Genomic DNA, 15,787 nt, shown 5'->3' on the forward strand with positions numbered 1-15,787 from the left:
AGATTGAGAAGTCAACTACCCTCAGCCTAGCCCACAGGTCAACCGCGGGGGCGGGACCCCAGTGGCGGTCCCTGCGCTCAAGGTGGTGCAGGGTGACCGCCACTGCCGACTCGCTACCGCGCCTCGAGCTGCTTGACCATGGCCGACACGGATGACGGCATGGTCGTCAGGGCGGAGTGGGTGAAGCGAAGGACGGTCCAACCGGCGAGCGTGAGCTGCACGTCACGGGCGCGGTCGGCGATGAAGGACTCCAGCGATCGGTGGAACTCCCATCCGTCGAACTCGAGCGCCAGCCTCAACAGTGGAAAGGCGACGTCGAGAAGATAGTCCCTGTCCTTCACTGTCACCCGATGATTGGTCACCCACCCCGTGATGTGCGCCTTACGCAGCGCAATGTGGGCTGCGCGCTCCAGTTCGGACCAGGGAAGGTCGCGGGATTCGCGGAGCAGACGCGCCCGATCGCCGTTGCCCGCGCGGTCCTTGCCGAGACGAAGCGCGGTCCAGAGGTCTTCCAGCGTGGTCGCCCTGCGCCGCAACGCCTCGTCGATGGCCGCCCCGCCCATCGAATCGGTCAGGTCGAGGACGGTCTGGGCGGGAGTGGTGACGAACTTGTCCCCGTCCCAATCCCGGAGATCGGTCCCGACCGTGCGTCGTTCGAAGCTGAACCCGGCAGCACGGCGCACCCGCGGCCCCGCGACCTGCACGGCTTCGAGCTGCAATTCGGGCCACCAGGTGAGGTGGGCGGCGGTCTCCCGGACGAAGGTGGCGTTGGGGTGGAGCGCGCTGATTGCCGCCACGCGCGCCTTCACGGTGGGCGCCCAGTCCGGCAGTGCGTAGGCGCCACGCAGGACCGGCGCCAAGTGGCCCGACTTCACGGCGCGATCGATCCGGTCCGCCAGATGGGGATGCTGCCTAGGGCAGATGATCCCGTCGTCGGTGAGGATGGTTGTGATGTCGCTATGCATGCCTCCCTTGTTCGGAAGCGGACGGCCCGGTTTCCCCCTCGGGGTTGCCCTGTGGACAACGCGGAAACGTACCCGTAGCGGCGGTCACCCCCCGGGTGTCTGAGCGTGGGGAGCCGCACGGGGGGACCGTCTCCGCGCCGGGTGCCCGCATGGGCTGCGGTGACCCGCCCCGGACGACGGATCAGTACCTGGTGACGACAAGACTGGTCCACTCTTGAAAGGATTTCGTCCAACGATTGGGCCATTCTGCTGGCCTACGGCGTCCTCGAGGCGGTCTGGGTAACAGCGATCGGCCGCTCCGACGGGTTGCGCCGCCCCCTCCCCGCCCTCCATCGCCGGGTCAGGAGACCTGCCACACGGTGGTCGTGCCGCTCACCTCGTTGCCGACGACGAGCAGCGGGGTGCGGTTCGGGCTGTCCGAGGCGGGGATGAACAACAGGCCCTCGGGGCCGAAGTCACCCTCGTTGCGGAAGATGCCCTGCGCGACGGGGGCGGCGGGGTCGGTGACGTCGAACACCGCGATCGCGCTCGCCCGCTCCAGGCCTGCGAACACGTACGTGCGCCCGCCGATCTTTCCGGTGGTCACGCCCTCCGGCTCGGGGCCCTTGTTGTCGGAGCGGGTGTCGAACGTGAAGTCGTCGGCCGCATCCGCCTCGCCGTTGAAGATCGCCGGGTAGTCCTCGGCCATCATCTGCTCCAACTGGTCGCCCGAGTCCCACACGAGCACACCGGAAGCGTCACGGATGGTGATAGAGCGTGCGCCGTAGCTCCACAGTTCGGTGTAGCCGTCCTCGCCCTGCGGCGAGTCGATGACGACGTTGAGCCGACCGATCGCCGAGTTCTCCTGCAGGTCGTCGGCGTTGGTGAAGGCCCCGGTGTCGAGCGTCAGGTCCTTGACGCGGGACTCGTCCACCCACCCGTCATACTCGCGGGCGTCGCCCTCGTTGGCGGTGACGGTGAAGGTCTTGCCCAGGGCGTCGAACGTGGCGATCGCGTCGGGCATGTAGAGGCCCTTGACCGGCCACTCCGCGATGTTGATTTCGCCGTCCTTGTCCGACGCGTCCAGCCCGAAGCCGGGAAGCGAGTGGTCCTTGAGCCCCAGCGCGACGATGTCGGTCACGGTGGCGGTCCGGATGTCCACGATCGCCACGGCGTTGTTCTCCTGCAGCGTGACGAAGGCGGTCCGCCCCGACTTGTCGACGGCGATGTACTCCGGCTCCAGGTCCTGAGCGGCGGTGGCGCCCGGCCCGCTGACCCGAACCCCCTCGGCGCGCAGCGCCTCAGCCGTGAACGACGAGAAGTCCGCGGTACGGACGGTCGCGCGGGCGGCGCCGCGCGTCACGTCGATCACCGACACCGACCCCTCCGGGTCCACCTGTCCGTCCAGGTAGCCCTCAGGCTCGCCCTCGTTGGCCACCAGCACGGTCTTGCCGTTGGGCGTGAACGTCACCATGTCGGGCAGCGCGCCCGCAGGAACCGTGCCGGTCTGCGACAGCGTGCGGGCGTCGAAGAAGACCACCGCGCCCGGCAGCTGCTTGTTTCCGGCGGCCTCGGCCACCGCGACCAACCCGTGGCTCACCGCGACACTGTTCGCCCCCGGTGTGGCCAGTTCCCCGACCTTCACCGGATTCGACGGATCCGACGCGTCCAGCACGTCGACGGTGCCTGCCTCCGCATTGACGACGAACAGGCGGGTGGTCGTCTTGTCGAACGCCACGATCTCCGCCGCCGATTCGTCCCACCCACCCCCGACGTAGGTGCCGAGCACGTCGAGGGTGATGCCGGATGGCGGGGCTGCGGGGGCGGTTGCGGGAACCAGGAAAAAGGCGCCGGCGGCGAGGGCGGCGAGCGAGCCGCGCAGCGCAGGGCGGGATGAAGATGCAGTCATGCCGGCGACGCTAAGCGCCCAGCGAGAACGCCAGGTGAACGGCGCGTGACCGTCAGCGGAACAGCGAGACGATCAACGGCGCCGCAGTGGTGCCGCCCGAATCTCCCACCTCCACGAACGACGCCACGGCATGGGTGGAGTTGTAGGCGATCATCCACGCGCTCGTCTGCAGGGCGCCGGCCTGCCCCCATTGCGCGGTGCCCGTCTTCGCGCCCGTCATCAGCCCCTGGAGCGAGCGGCCCGTGCCCGAATCCACCGTCGCCTTCATCAGGCCCTGCAACTGCTGCGCCTCGGCGGCGGAGAGCGGGGTGGCGGTGGGGGAGGTCTCCTCGCCCTTGACCAGCCACGGAACGACGGTGCGGCCGGCCGCGACCGACGCCGCGACCGTGGCCATCCCCAACGGCGACATGGTGACCTGCCCCTGTCCGATCATCGAGGCCGCGCGGTCGATGGAGTTGCTCGGCGCGACGGTGCCGAAGTTGGCCGGGAAGCCCACGTCGTAGTCCGTTCCCACGCCCAGCGAGCCCGCGGCCGCGTTGAGCTGCTCTGTCGTGATGGACTCAGCCGCGCCGGCGAATGCCGTGTTGCACGACTGCGCGAACGCCGTGGTGAGCGGGATCCGACCGGTGGCGCCGGACGGGTAACCCGAGTAGTTGCCGAATGTGTAGGTGCCCACCTTTAGCGAGGTGGGGCACTCCACCGTCGACGACGGCGTCAGCCCCGCGCGCAGCATGGCGAGCGCCGAGACGACCTTGAAGGTGGAGCCCGGGGCGTACTTCCCGAACGTGACATGCGGGTACGTGCCCCCGGCAGGTGACTGCGCCGCGGCGAGTACGCCGCCGGTCTTGATGTCCAGGACCACCAGGGCCGCCATGCCGGTCTGGGCGCTCAGCACCTCCTCGGCCTTGGACTGCAGGTCCCGGTCGAGGCTGAGGTCGATCCCCGAGCCCACACTCTCATCCTGCTGGAACAACGCCTTCTCCGGCGCCGGCGACGGTCCTTCCGACGAGGCGTTCGCGCGCGGCACCAGGTCCACCCGCACCAGCGGCACCCCGCTCAGCTGATCGTCGTAGCGCGCCTGCAGCCCGCTCAGGCCCACCCGGTCCGTGACGGTCAGCGTGCCGCCCGACTCGTCGATCATCTCCTTGGTGGGGGCGCCGACGGTGCCCAGCAGCGGGGCGGCGAACGAGCCGCCGGGCCCGACGATGGCCGAGATCTCCCGCACGTGGGAGCCGGGCACCTGCGTGATCGTGGGCGGGATCTCCGCCTGCACCATCGTGGCCGCGACCACGAACGCCTTGGGACCGTTGGCGAGAACCTTCCTGGTGAACGCGGCCGGGTCCACCTCCAGGATGGCAGCCAGGTCCGCCGCGGCGGTGCCCCACTCCGCCGGCGTGACGGAGGCCTTGTCCAGGCCCACCTCGTACATGGCGCCCTCTTCGACGATGGCCACGCCGTCGCTGTCGTTGATGGGGGACCGGCGGCCCTCGCGCTTCGTGTGCCGGAGCCGGGTTGCCCCGGTGAGCTCGGGGTGGATGATCGACGGCGCCCAGTCCAGCCGCCACTGCCCGCCGGCGTACCGGAGCCTGGCCTTGGTGGGGTAGGTCCACCCCTCGTTGCCGAGGGGGTAGCTCATGGTGAGCGTGGCGACAGCCACGTCCTCGGTGGCCTCGTAGGTGACGGGTCCGGCGGTCACCTCAGGGTAGATCTCATCCATGCCGGCGAAGATGGTCTCGAAATCCGCCTGAGCCTCGGCCGCGGGCTCCACCATGGGCAACGCCGAGACGTCCCGGGCGTTGAGGGCGGCGACCACCGCCGCGACCGCGTCGTCCGCGGGCGGCAGGTCGTCGCGGACCTGTGACGACCCACTGGGGCTGGGCGACGGGGTGTCCGGCCCCGGGGCACACGCCCCCAGGAGCACACTCAGCGCCATGGCCAGGGCCAGAAGTGGTCGTCGCATCGGACCTCCTGTTCGCGCACCAGGGTACCCGCGAACCCCTGACAGAACCCGGAAACCACGCCCCCACCACGGTGTTTGTCGCCGAGCGTGGCGCCGGTACCCTGGAACAGTGCTCCGCGGACCCGGTCTCGGCGCGCCATGACCTCTATTCAGGAGCAGATCTCAGTTGAACGTACCCCTCTGGGTGTGGGCCCTCACCATCGTGGTCATCCTCGGCCTCCTGGCCTTCGACTTCTTCTTCCACGTCCGCAAGGCGCACACCCCCACCCTGAGGGAGGCCGCCGTCTGGTCGGCCATCTACGTGGGGCTGGCCGTGCTCTTCGGGATCATGGTGTGGGTGTTCGGTGGGTCGACGATGGGCGCCGAGTACTTCGGCGGCTACATCACCGAGAAGGCCCTCAGCGTCGACAACCTGTTCGTGTTCCTCATCATCATGTCCAGCTTCGCCGTGCCGCGCGAGGACCAGCAGAAGGTGTTGCTGTTCGGCATCGTCTTCGCTCTGATCGCCCGCACGGCGTTCATCTTCGCCGGCAAGGCCATGATCGAGACGTTCTCCTGGACGTTCTACCTGTTCGGGCTCATCCTCATCGTCACGGCCGGCAAACTGCTCGCTCCGGAGAAGGAGGGTGAGGAGGAGGGTGCGGACAACTTCGTCATCAGGCTGGCCAAGAAGTACCTGCGCACCACGGACCACTACGACGGCGACAAGCTCTTCACCGTCGAGAACGGGCGCCGCGTCCTCACGCCGATGCTGCTGGTGATGGTGGCCATCGGCGGCACGGACATCCTGTTCGCGCTGGATTCGATCCCGGCTATCTACGGCCTCACCACCAACGTGTTCATCGTGTTCACGGCCACCGCCTTCTCGCTGATGGGCCTGCGTCAGCTGTACTTCCTCATCGACGGCCTCCTGGACCGGCTCGTGTACCTCAAGTACGGCCTGTCGCTCATCCTCGGCTTCATCGGCGTCAAGCTGATCCTGCACGCGCTCCACGAGAACAACCTCCCGTTCATCAACGACGGTGAGAACGTCAACGTCTACGAGATCGAGATCGGGCTGTCGCTGTCGGTGATCCTCGGCATCCTCGTGGTCACCGTGCTCGCGTCGCTGCTCAGCCCCACCGGCAAGCTGAAGACGACGGTGGGCACCATCCACCGCCTGGCCCACGGCTACCTGCACACCGAATACCACGGCAACGAGGCGGACCGCGAGGCCGACTACCAGCGCATGCTGGAGGCTGAGGCCCTGCTCACCCGCTTCGACCAGGAGAAGGTCATCGAGCTCATGGATGATTCCGGCGCGGCCTGGGCCGTGGACAAGGCGCACCGCCTCCACGCCGACATGACGCGCCGCTGACCTCGTCGCCCCATGCAGGTGATCGCCGCCCTCCGGCGGCTCTGGCGCCACGCGTCGTTCCGCAGGCTCATGGCCATGCGCACGCTGAGCCAGGCGGCCGACGGCACCCTGCAGGTGGGGATGGCCTCCTACATCCTCTTTTCCCCCCAGTCCCAGCCGGACGCGGCCGCGATCGCGGGGGTGCTGGCCCTCACGCTGCTGCCGTTCACCGTGATCGGACCGTTCGTGTCCCCGCTGCTGGACCGCTGGCCGCGCCGGAATGTGGCCTTGTATTCGGACATCGCGCGGGCCGGTCTCGCCGCCGTCATCGGCCTGGTGATCGCCTCGGGCGCGACGACGGGCGCCTGGGCGGTGGTTCTCTACGCGGCCCTGCTTGCGGCGATGAGCATCAACCGGTTCATGCTGGCCGGCCTGTCCGCCGGGCTGCAGCACACCGTCGATCAGGACGAGTACCTGACTGCGTCGTCGATCCTGCCGACGGTGGGGCCGCTGGGCCTGGTGATCGGCGGCATCCTGGGCTTCCTGGCGCGCGCACTGCTCGGCGACGTGTTGCCGGCGCACCAGGCGGACGCCGTCGTGTTCGCGCTGGCCGCCATGATGTTCGTCGGCTCGGTGCTGGTGTGCCGGGGGTTCGGACGCGGGGCGCTGGGCCCGGATGTCGCGGCTGATCGGGTCGGCGTCGGCGCGGTCCTCGGGGGGTTGGCGGAGGCGGCGCGGCACCTGCGCACACGGCCCGCGTCGCTGCTCGCGCTGGGTCTCATGGCCGCGACCCGGCTGCTGTTCGGGGTGTGGAGTGTCGCGGTGATCCTGGCGTCGCGGCGCCTGTGGCACCCCGTCGACCGGCCGGGAGACGCTCTGGCTGATCTCACTGTCTGGGGGCTCTTCACGGGCGCGGGTTTCGTGCTGGCCGCCCCGCTGGTGCCGGCCATGGTGCGGCACTTCGGACTGCGCCGGAGCGCGGCGCTGCAGCTGGCGGGGGCCGCCGTAGTATCGCTGGCCATGGCGTTCACCACCGATAAGCCGCTCCTCATCGCGGCTGGCTTCCTCATCGGGCTGATGGTGCAGTCGTACAAGATCTGCGCGGACACCGTGGTGCAGGCCCACGTCGACGAGGAGTACAAGGGTCGCGCGTTCACGTTCTACGACGTGGGCTTCAACGCCGCCTTCGTCCTCGCGGGCGGGGCCGCCATCGTGGTGCTGCCGCCGACGGGGCTGTCGACGGCGGCCCTCCTGGGCATCGCTCTGGCCTACGCCGCGTGCGCGGTCGTCCTGCTGGCGGTGAGTGCGCGGCTGGGCCGCGGAGTGCTTGAGCGCGGCACCGAGGACCTGCTGGCCTGAGGGGTCAGGCCGACGATCGCATCCGTGCGGGGACGAGTCTGGTGGCGGTTCTGGCCGCGACTACGCGGCCACATCCAGCGGTGAAGCGGAGGGCCACGAGCTTGCGTCGCGTCGCGGCCCTGGCTCGGCTTACAGTGGGGCTCATGATGCGCAAGCTCTTGTGGATGATGGCCATCCTGGTCGTCGTCTCGGCAGTGTCAACCGTCGTGGACCGCCGGGAGGCGGCCCGCCGTCGTGAACTCTGGGCGGAGGCGACCGACCCGGCCTGACCCGCAGGCCTCCCGCAGAACGTGGCGTGCGCATGCACGCACGCCGCGCTCTGCGCAGTGCGTCGCGGGGTCAGTAGCCCAGCATCTCCTTGCGCACGGGCAGCCAGGCGATGGCGTCGCGCACCGCCTCCTGTTCCGTGAGCTTGGCCTCCCAGCCGAGGATGTCCTTGGCCTTCGACGAGACGGTGTAGACACCGGCGACGTCACCGGGGCGCGAGGGGCCGTAGGCGACCTTGAGCGGGTCACCGGAGATGGCCTCGAAGGAGGCCGCCAGCTCCTTGACCGTGACGCCGCTGCCGGTGCCGATGTTGAACACCTCGTACGACGAACTGGCCGTGGCCTTGTCAAAGCCTTCCAGCGCGGCGACGTGTGCCTGAGCCAGGTCCCAGACGTGGATGAAGTCGCGGATGCCGGACCCGTCGCGGGTGGGCCACTCGACCCCGGTGACCGTGAAGGTCTCGCCCTTGGACCAGGCCTCGAGCAGCTTGGCGAGCACGTGGCTGGGCTTCTCCAGCTGCTGGCCGGAGCGCAGCTTCGGGTCCGTGCCGATGGGGTTGAAGTACCGCAGCGAGAGCACCTTGACGTCGGAGGCCTTCGTGAAGTCCTCCAGGATCATCTCGACGATGTACTTGGTCCGCGCATACGGCGAGCCGGGGGACAGCGGCGAGTCCTCGGTGACGACGAAGTTCTCGTCGGGGGCGTAGATGGAGGCCGACGACGAGAACAGGAACCGGTGCACGCCGTTGCGCTGCAGCGCCTCGAGCAGGGTCACGGTCTTGGACACGTTGTTCTCGTAGTAACCCAGGGGCTGCTCGACCGACTCCGGCACCACGATCTTCGCGGCGCAGTGCACCACGGCGTCGATGGAGTGCTCGGTGAAGATCCGGTCCAGCAACGTGTCGTCGGCGATGTCGCCCTCGTAGAGGACGCGGTCGCCGATGAACTCGCGGCGGCCGGTGGAGAAGTCGTCGAGGATGACCACCTCGTGTCCGGAGTCCTCGCACGCCGATGCGACGGTGCTGCCGATGTAGCCGGCGCCGCCGGTGATCAAGACCTTCATTCGTTGCCTTCCCTGGAGCCTGCGCCCATCCTATTGCCGCGGCGCTGCGGCTGCTCGGGGGGCGTCCCCTGGGCTCTTGGGGGGTTTGAGCCGGATCTGGATGTCAATCGGCTTGGATCGTTCAAAAGGAGGGATTTGGGAGTTGAGATCCAGATCCGGCTCAAGCCCTCATCGCGAGAGCCGTGTCCGGCTCAAGCCCTCGCCGCCAGAGCCGTGTCCGGCTCAAGTTCCCGGGGGCGGGGATCACCAGCCCCGGCGGATCCACTCCGGGAGGGCCGGACGCTCGGCGCCGATCGTCGTCGACGGGCCGTGGCCGGTGTGCACCACCGTCTCGACGGGGAGGGTGAACAGCCGGGTCTCGATGGACCCGATGATCCGCTCGAAGCTCGAGTAGTGCCACCTCGTCGCGCCGGGGCCGCCCTCGAAGAGGGTGTCGCCGGAGAACACGCAACCGAGCGCAGCCGCGACGAACGACGTCGATCCCGGAGTGTGGCCCGGTGTGTGCCTCGTCTCCAGGACCACGCCGCCGGCCGCGAAGGTGTCGCCGTCACGCAGCGGCTCGAACCGTGCCCTGCCGTGCTCGGCCTCCCACAGGAACCGGTCCGCGTCGTGCAGGTGCACGGGCGCGCCGGCCAGGGCGGCGACGTCGAGGGCCGCCCGGATGTGGTCCCAGTGACCGTGGGTCAGCAGGATCGCGGTGACGATCCGCCCCGCGACGGCGCGGTCCACGGCCGCCGCGTCGTGGGCCGGGTCGATCAGTACCACCTCGGAGGCGTCGCCGACGATCCACACGTTGTTCTCGTGCACCGGCGGGCCGGCGGGGTCGCTGTTGCCGGCGGTGACCAGGTGCTCGACCCGCGCGGTCATGACGTCCCCCGGGTGACCTGGTGGGCGACGGTGGCGACGAGGCGGTTGCGTAGCTCCGGGTCCGCGCTGGCCGCGGTGCGCGGGTAGTGCCAGATGGCCTCGAAGATGAGCAGGACGTCCTCCACAGGGATGGTGAACTCCAGCCCCGCGCGGGCGGCGGCCGACGTGACGAGGTCCACGTAGAGGGGGAGGACGTCCTTGCGGACTTCCTCCACGCGGTGGCCGAACTCCGGATCCCGGTAGGCGCGCAACTCGATCTCCATGAGCGTGCGCAGCACGGCGGGGTTGCCGCGGTTGACGTCGAGGATGCCGCTGACGATCTGCTCGGTGTTCATCTCCTCGGGCAGCCGCGCCAGCGCCCCCCGGTACATCTCGACCTGGTCCTCCGCCACGTGCCGCATCACCTCGACGCAGAGGTCGTCCTTCGTGCCGAAGTTGGAGTAGAACGCGCCGCGGCTGAAACCGGCAGCCTGGCAGAGGTGCTCGACGCTGGTGGCATCGATCCCGCGCCGGCTGAACTCCTCGATGGCCGCCTGCACCAGCCGTCGCCGCGTGTCCTCGCGCCGGGGCGTGGTATCGGTCGTCATGGTCACAGGTGCCTCCAACGGGCGTGGATTCAGAGATGTAGGCGAACCGATGCATAGTTGTATCGGAGCCTCACGCGCTCCGCTCACTCTACGGATAGGGCCCCCCGCATGTCTGCTGTGCTGTACGCCGTCGGCCGCTGGTGTTATCGGCGTCGGCTCACCGTCGGAGGACTGTGGCTCGCCGCGCTGCTGATCCTCGGGGGCGCGGCGGGGGTTTTCATGGGGTCGTTCAACAACGCCTTCGAGATCCCGTCCTCGAAGTCCCAGGAGGCCCTGGACAAGCTGCGGATGACGTTCCCACAAGGTGCGGCGCTGTCCGCCCTGGCGGTGGTCGTCGCCCCGGAGGGTCACGAAGTGACCGACTCGCGGGCGGAGATCGAGGACGCCGTCGCGGAGTTCGGGGAGCTGTCCATGGTGGAGGCGGCCACCTCGCCGTGGAACGAATTCGTCGACGGACTGGTCTCGGACTCGGGGCGCGCCGCCATCATCCAGCTCAGCCTGAACTTCGACGGCCAGACCCCGACCGAGGAACAGCTGGAACCGATCACCGAGGTGGCCGACTCGCTCGAAGCCGCGATGCCGGAGGGCACGCAGGTCAGCATGGGCGGCGAGGCGTACAACATCGAACTGCCGCACCTCAGCGTCATCGAGGCCATCGGTCTCGCCGTGGCGCTCGTGGCGCTGACGGTGGTCCTCGGTTCCATCGTCGCCGCAGGCCTCCCCCTGCTCACCGCCATCACGGGGGTGGGCATCGCGATGGCGCTGATGTTCCTGCTCACCCGCATCTTCGACATCAACTCCACGACCCCCCTGCTCTCGGTGATGCTCGGCCTGGCCGTCGGCATCGACTACGCCCTGTTCATCCTCTCCCGCCACCGTGACCAGTTGCGCGACGGCCTGGACCCCGAGGAGTCTGCCGGCCGCGCCGTCGGCACCTCCGGGTCGGCAGTGGTGTTCGCCGGACTCACGGTGTTCATCGCGCTGCTGGGCCTCGGTGTGGCGAACATCCCCTTCCTCACCGTCATGGGCATCTTCGCGGCGGTCACCGTCGCGTTCTCGGTGGCCATCGCGCTGACGTTCCTGCCTGCCCTGATGGGCCTCATGGGTGAGCGGATGCGCCCCAGGCCGAGCAGGACGGCGGCAGCCCCGAAGAGGGGCGGCGGGGCGTTCGCGTGGTGGGTGACCCTCACCACCTCGCACCCGGTGGTCACCATCGTGCTCGTGGTGAGCAGCCTGATGGCGCTGGCGCTGCCCGCGTTGGGGCTGCAGGTGTCGCTGCCCAACGCCGGCCAGCAGCGTCAGGAGCAGCCCGCGCGGATCGCCTACGACCTCCTCAGCCAGCACTTCGGTCCCGGCGTCAACGGCCCGCTCATCGTCACGGCGGACATCATCGGCTCGACGGACCCGTTGGGCCTCATGGCAAGCCTCAAGGCGGACATCGAGACCATCGACGGCGTGGCCGACGTCCCGCTCGCCACGCCCAACCCCAACGCCGACACCGGCCTCATCCAGATCGTCCCCACCACCGGCCCCGACGACCCGGCCACCGCCGACCTGGTGCGCGCTCTCCAGGACCGCCAGGACGACTGGGAGGCCGAGTACGGCGTCACCACCAACGTGACGGGCATCACCGCCGTCCAGATCGACATCAGCGAGAAGCTCACCGCCGCCCTGCTGCCGTTCGGGATCCTCGTGGTGGGGCTGTCCCTCATCCTGCTGGCCGCCGTCTTCCGGTCCGTGTGGGTGCCCGTCAAGGCGACGGTGGGCTACCTGCTCAGCGTCGCGGCCGCGTTCGGCGCCACGACCCTGGTGTTCAATCACGGCTTCCTCAAGGAGGTGGTCAACCTCGAGCGCGGCATGCCGATCATCTCCTTCCTTCCGATCCTCCTCATGGGCATCCTGTTCGGCCTCGCCATGGACTACGAGGTGTTCCTCGTCAGCCGCATGCGCGAGGAGTACGTGCACGGCAAGACCCCGCTGGAGGCCATCCGCGGCGGCTTCGTCGCCTCGGGCCCCGTCGTCATGGCGGCCGCGGTCATCATGATCGCCGTGTTCGCGTTCTTCGTGCCGCAGGGCATGAGCGCCATCAAGCCCATCGCCTTCGCGCTGGCCGTCGGTGTCGCGGTGGACGCGTTCCTGGTCCGGATGACCCTGGTGCCGGCCGTGCTGGCGCTGCTCGGTGAGCGCGCCTGGTGGCTGCCCGCCTGGATGGACCGGATCCTCCCCACGTTCGACGTGGAGGGTGAGGTCCTGTCCACGGAGATGGCGCTCAAGGGCTGGCCCGGGGACGGCTCGCTGCTGTACGCCGATGGCCTCGCCGTCGACGGCGTGGTGGGCCCCATGGACCTTCGCCTGGTCCCCGGAAACTTGGTGGGGCTGGTCGGGCCGGTCGGCGCGCGCACGGGTGCCGCGCTCGCGCTGAGCGGGCGCCTGGAGACCACCGCCGGCCGCGCCAGGGTGGCCGGGGCCCTCCTGCCCCAGGCCGCGGGGAACGCCCGCCGTCGCGTCACCTATCTCGACCTGGCCCACGTGGATCACCCGGCCCGCGCGCTCGCGCAGGTCAGGCCGGGGCGCCTGGTGTTCATCGACTCGGTGGACCTCGTCACCTCTCCAGACGCCGAGGAGGCCCTGGGCGGCCTGATCGACCGCGTCCGCGGCGACGGCGCCGTCGTGCTGTGCGCCGCCGTCGAGGAGCACCTCACCCACTTCATGCTGGACGGCATCTACGCCGCCCCGGCAACCGCTCTCGAAGGGAGCAGGGCATGACACCCGAGACTCTGTCCGGACGTCGCCTCACCTGGCCGGCCGTCGTCGCGCTGGCGCTGGTTCCGCTGCTGGCCGTGGCCTCGCTCATCGGACTGGGCCGGCCCGGCGCCGACGAGCAGATCGATGCCGCCGTCGTGAACCTCGACGAGGCGGTCACCGTCAACGGCCAGATCGTCCCGATGGGACGCCAGCTTGCGGCCGCCATGATCGAGCGCGACGGCGACAACGTCACCTGGACTCTGGCGGACGCGCCCAGCGCCTCCGCGGGGCTGCGCTCGGGGAGGTTCTCGGCCGTGGTGACCATCCCGTCCAGCTTCTCCGCCTCCGCCACCTCGTTCTCCGCGAACGAGGCCGCGACCGCGGTGCAGGCCACCCTGCAGGTCCAGGTCAGCGACAACGCACCGGTCACGGACGCGCAGGTGGCCCAGGAGATCGCCCGCCTGGCCACCGACACCGTCAACTCCACCCTCACCGAGGGATACCTGGACGGCATCTACGTGGGGTTCAACACCGTCGGCGAGCAGTTCACCACCATCGTCGAGGGTGCCGAGCAGCTGAACGACGGGTCCGCGCAACTGGCCGACGGGGTACTGCAGTCCTCGCAGGGCGCCAACCAGCTCGACGACGGTATGGCCCTGCTCTCGGAGAACGGCCCCAGGCTGGCCGACGGCGGGGACCAGCTCGTGATCGGCATCGGCGAACTGCGCTCGGGTAGCTCCCAGCTGTCCGAGGGGGCGGGTCAGCTGGCGGACGGCATGGAGCAGTACGCCGACGGGGTGGACCGGTTCGCCGCCCAGACTCCCGGCCTCGTCGACGGTGTGGGCCGGCTGGCCGACGGCGCGGACCAGCTGCTCGGTGGGTTGCCCGCGTTCGCCGACGGCGCCGCCCAGGCGGTCGGTGGAGTCGGGCAGCTGCGCGACGGGCTGGATCAGGTGATCGTGGGCCTGGACCAGCCACAGGACTTCTCGGACCTGGAGCTGCTGGCGGGCGGCGCACGGCAGACCGCCGTCGGCGCGGCCGGGGTGTCGGGCGGGCTCGGCCAGGTCCACGAGGCGATGCAGGGCTTCAGCACGGGCGCGATCCCCGCGCCCGACCAGGTGGCGGCGCTCGGTGGGCAGGTCGCGGCGGCCTTCGAGTGCCCGGTGGCGGACTCCACCACGTGCGACATGCTCCGCGACACCTTCGCGGCGGGTGCGTCGGCCGGCGTGACCGCGGGCTTCCGGGCCGGCACGGGCACGGCCTCCGCGGCGCTGACCACCCCCGACCCCGCGACCGGGATGTCGCTCCTGACGGGAGCCGAGGGGGTCGCGGGCGGCGCGGACCAACTGGCCGACGGCGTCGACCGGCTCGTCACGGAGCTGCCGGCGGAGACCCAGGCCCAGCTCGCGGAGCTCAAGAGCGGCCTGACTCAGATCCGCGACGGCGCCGACCAGCTGGCCACGCAGGCCAAGCCCATCGTCGACAACGCGCCCGCCATCTCGTCGGGCGCCACCCGGCTCAACGACGGCATCCAGCAGCTCGACGAGCAGCTCGGCGCACTGCCGGCCGGCGTGGATCAGCTCTCGAGCGGGGCGCGCCGGCTGGCGTCGGGCACGGCTGAGCTCGCTTCAGGAACCGCGCAGCTCGACGGGGGCGTCGGGCAGCTCGAGACGGGCGCGGCCACCTTCGTCGACGGCGTGACGCAGTACACCGAGGGGGTGTCGTCGGCCGCGGACGGGACGAGCATGCTCGCCACCGGGCTCGCCCAGCTCTCGGACGGCGCGGGGCTGCTCGACGACGGTGTGGCCACCTTCGCGACAGAGCTCGCCAAGGGCGCGGACCAGGTGCCCACCTACTCCGCGGATGAGCGTGCGACGCTGGCCTCGGTGGTCGCGGCCCCGGTGGACAAGCCCGACGACGTGATGCAGTCCGGGCGCGTGCCGCTCGTGTCGCTGCTGTTGGTGGCGGCGCTGTGGCTGGGGGCGATGGCGAGCTTCGTCGTGGCGCGTCCGGTCCCGCGCGACGTGGTGACGTCCCGCGCCTCCAGCCTGGCGCTGTGGGCCAGGACGGTGTGGCTGCCGCTGGCGGTGGTCGCGGCGCAGGCGCTGGTGCTCGGCGTCGTCGGAGGCGTGGTACTGGAGGCCGGGTTCGCGAAGACCGTGGCCCTGGCTGCCCTCCTGGTGGTGCTCGGAGCGTCCTTCGTGGTCGCCAACCACGCCCTGTCCGCATGGTGGGGCAACGCGGGCCGCGCCGTCGCGCTGCTTCTGCTGGTGGCGACGGTGGCCCTCGGGCTGTCGTCGGCGGCGTCGTGGCTGTCGCCGGTCGCGGCGGTGTCTCCGTTGCAGAACGGTCTACTGCTGGTGCGGACGTGGCTGGCCGGTGGCAGCGGGGAGATCGGCCTGGCGGCGATGGCGGTGCTCATGGCGGCCGTGGGGCTGGCGTTGTCCGTCCTGGCCATCTCGAGCCGCCGTCGGCTCACGGTGGACCAGTTCCGTCGCGCCGCCTGAACGGGTGGTCTCCCTGAGCGGGGTCTCCCTGAGCGTGTGGTCTCGACGGGGGTTGAGCCGGACACGGCTCTCGCGGAATCACTTGAGCCGGACACGGCTCTCGCGGAGTTAACTTGAGCCGGACACGGCTCTCGCGGAGTTAACTTGAGCCAGAGCCGACACTCGTGGGCCGTGAAACGTTAGAATGCACAATTTCAGCCCGCGAGAGCAGTTTCAGGCTCGACGGGGGGCACGGAGAGCCGTG

11 protein-coding genes and 1 riboswitch are annotated in these 15,787 nt (G+C 70.0%); of the genes, 5 read left to right on the forward strand and 6 right to left on the reverse strand.

Translation table 11 applies throughout. The features are described 5' to 3' along the window. Window positions 1-113 precede the first annotated feature (113 nt). From ACZK5N_RS11165 to ACZK5N_RS11175, 3 genes are all read right to left on the reverse strand, one after another. Window positions 114-965 (reverse strand): DUF559 domain-containing protein, encoded by an 852-nt coding sequence (locus tag ACZK5N_RS11165; protein ID WP_459018530.1) that lies wholly within the window; start codon window positions 963-965, stop codon window positions 114-116. A gap of 151 nt (window positions 966-1,116) precedes the next feature. After that, window positions 1,117-1,177, forward strand: a riboswitch (guanidine-III (ykkC-III) riboswitch). A 128-nt stretch (window positions 1,178-1,305) separates the two neighbouring features. Then, complete coding sequence (locus ACZK5N_RS11170; RefSeq protein ID WP_459018531.1) at window positions 1,306-2,853, reverse strand: choice-of-anchor I family protein; 1,548 nt, start codon at window positions 2,851-2,853, stop codon at window positions 1,306-1,308. A 52-nt stretch (window positions 2,854-2,905) separates the two neighbouring features. Next, on the reverse strand, window positions 2,906-4,813 hold the full coding sequence (locus tag ACZK5N_RS11175; protein WP_459018532.1) for a penicillin-binding transpeptidase domain-containing protein: 1,908 nt from the start codon (window positions 4,811-4,813) through the stop codon (window positions 2,906-2,908). Window positions 4,814-4,979: 166 nt separating this feature from the next. Here ACZK5N_RS11175 and ACZK5N_RS11180 point away from each other — a divergent pair, with 166 nt between their 5' ends. The 3 genes from ACZK5N_RS11180 (at window position 4,980) to ACZK5N_RS11190 (ending at window position 7,777) form a co-directional block, all read left to right on the forward strand. Further along, a complete protein-coding gene (locus ACZK5N_RS11180) occupies window positions 4,980-6,170 on the forward strand; it encodes a TerC family protein (RefSeq protein WP_459018533.1) in 1,191 nt (396 codons plus the stop codon). 12 nt (window positions 6,171-6,182) lie between these two features. After that, window positions 6,183-7,508 (forward strand): MFS transporter, encoded by a 1,326-nt coding sequence (locus tag ACZK5N_RS11185; RefSeq protein WP_459018534.1) that lies wholly within the window; start codon window positions 6,183-6,185, stop codon window positions 7,506-7,508. A 143-nt stretch (window positions 7,509-7,651) separates the two neighbouring features. Beyond that, window positions 7,652-7,777: a DLW-39 family protein gene (locus ACZK5N_RS11190; protein ID WP_459018535.1), complete on the forward strand. Its 126-nt coding sequence runs from the start codon at window positions 7,652-7,654 to the stop codon at window positions 7,775-7,777. A 70-nt stretch (window positions 7,778-7,847) separates the two neighbouring features. Here ACZK5N_RS11190 and galE read toward each other — a convergent pair whose 3' ends face one another. The 3 genes from galE to ACZK5N_RS11205 all read right to left on the reverse strand — a co-directional run bounded on the left by galE (window position 7,848) and on the right by ACZK5N_RS11205 (window position 10,291). After that, window positions 7,848-8,837 (reverse strand): UDP-glucose 4-epimerase GalE, encoded by a 990-nt coding sequence (galE, locus tag ACZK5N_RS11195; RefSeq protein ID WP_459018536.1) that lies wholly within the window; start codon window positions 8,835-8,837, stop codon window positions 7,848-7,850. A 243-nt stretch (window positions 8,838-9,080) separates the two neighbouring features. Beyond that, window positions 9,081-9,704: an MBL fold metallo-hydrolase gene (locus ACZK5N_RS11200; protein ID WP_459018537.1), complete on the reverse strand. Its 624-nt coding sequence runs from the start codon at window positions 9,702-9,704 to the stop codon at window positions 9,081-9,083. Beyond that, window positions 9,701-10,291: a TetR/AcrR family transcriptional regulator gene (locus ACZK5N_RS11205; protein ID WP_459018538.1), complete on the reverse strand. Its 591-nt coding sequence runs from the start codon at window positions 10,289-10,291 to the stop codon at window positions 9,701-9,703. The genes ACZK5N_RS11200 and ACZK5N_RS11205 overlap by 4 nt, the downstream gene beginning before the upstream one ends. A gap of 108 nt (window positions 10,292-10,399) precedes the next feature. Here ACZK5N_RS11205 and ACZK5N_RS11210 point away from each other — a divergent pair, with 108 nt between their 5' ends. Both ACZK5N_RS11210 and ACZK5N_RS11215 read left to right on the forward strand, forming a co-directional pair. Continuing rightward, window positions 10,400-13,057, forward strand: coding sequence for an MMPL family transporter (locus tag ACZK5N_RS11210; RefSeq protein WP_459018539.1), 2,658 nt, complete (start codon window positions 10,400-10,402; stop codon window positions 13,055-13,057). Further along, entirely contained in the window at window positions 13,054-15,543 is a 2,490-nt protein-coding gene (locus tag ACZK5N_RS11215; protein ID WP_459018540.1) for a YhgE/Pip domain-containing protein, read from the forward strand. Before ACZK5N_RS11210 ends, ACZK5N_RS11215 begins: the two co-directional genes overlap by 4 nt. The last annotated feature ends 244 nt before the right edge of the window (window positions 15,544-15,787 follow it).

This window comes from Tessaracoccus pujii (assembly GCF_055326215.1).

Coding starts and splice junctions, on each gene's coding strand:
- ACZK5N_RS11210 (WP_459018539.1), top strand. CDS start 10,400: ATGTCTGCTGTGCTGTACGCCGTCGGCCGCTGGTGTTATCGGCGTCGG.
- ACZK5N_RS11200 (WP_459018537.1), bottom strand. CDS start 9,704: ATGACCGCGCGGGTCGAGCACCTGGTCACCGCCGGCAACAGCGACCCC.
- ACZK5N_RS11190 (WP_459018535.1), top strand. CDS start 7,652: ATGATGCGCAAGCTCTTGTGGATGATGGCCATCCTGGTCGTCGTCTCG.
- ACZK5N_RS11205 (WP_459018538.1), bottom strand. CDS start 10,291: ATGACGACCGATACCACGCCCCGGCGCGAGGACACGCGGCGACGGCTG.
- ACZK5N_RS11185 (WP_459018534.1), top strand. CDS start 6,183: ATGCAGGTGATCGCCGCCCTCCGGCGGCTCTGGCGCCACGCGTCGTTC.
- galE (WP_459018536.1), bottom strand. CDS start 8,837: ATGAAGGTCTTGATCACCGGCGGCGCCGGCTACATCGGCAGCACCGTC.
- ACZK5N_RS11175 (WP_459018532.1), bottom strand. CDS start 4,813: ATGCGACGACCACTTCTGGCCCTGGCCATGGCGCTGAGTGTGCTCCTG.
- ACZK5N_RS11165 (WP_459018530.1), bottom strand. CDS start 965: ATGCATAGCGACATCACAACCATCCTCACCGACGACGGGATCATCTGC.
- ACZK5N_RS11215 (WP_459018540.1), top strand. CDS start 13,054: ATGACACCCGAGACTCTGTCCGGACGTCGCCTCACCTGGCCGGCCGTC.
- ACZK5N_RS11170 (WP_459018531.1), bottom strand. CDS start 2,853: ATGACTGCATCTTCATCCCGCCCTGCGCTGCGCGGCTCGCTCGCCGCC.